General features: G+C 66.7%; 1 protein-coding gene. It reads right to left on the bottom strand.

The window, feature by feature from the left end:
* A partial coding sequence (locus R5H29_RS13055; protein ID WP_332329260.1) for an efflux RND transporter permease subunit occupies positions 1–303 on the bottom strand: 303 nt, incomplete at both ends.

Here is a 303-nt window from a genome sequence, read left to right as displayed (position 1 = left end):
CGCCAGCAGCAGAGGGATCAACCCAAGGCTGGCAACCGTCGCCGTCATCAGCACCGGGCGGAGCCGGAGCATGGCACCGTCCCACACCGCATCCTGCACAGAGCGGCCGGCGGCGATCATCTGGTTGAAGAACGAGACCATAACGACGCCGTTCAGCACGGCGACTCCGAACAGCGCGATGAAGCCGACGGCGGACGGCACGCTCAGAAACTGTCCGGACAGGTAGAGCGCCGCGATGCCGCCGATCAGCGCGAAGGGGACGTTCAGGATGATCAGCGCCGCCTCGGCCAGCGAGCCGAAGGA

This window comes from Stenotrophomonas sp. A3_2 (assembly GCF_036624925.1).
Lineage (GTDB): Bacteria > Pseudomonadota > Gammaproteobacteria > Xanthomonadales > Xanthomonadaceae > Stenotrophomonas > Stenotrophomonas hibiscicola.
The sequence above is the reverse complement of the archived record's forward strand: the minus strand, read 5'-3'. Positions and strand labels throughout refer to the sequence as shown.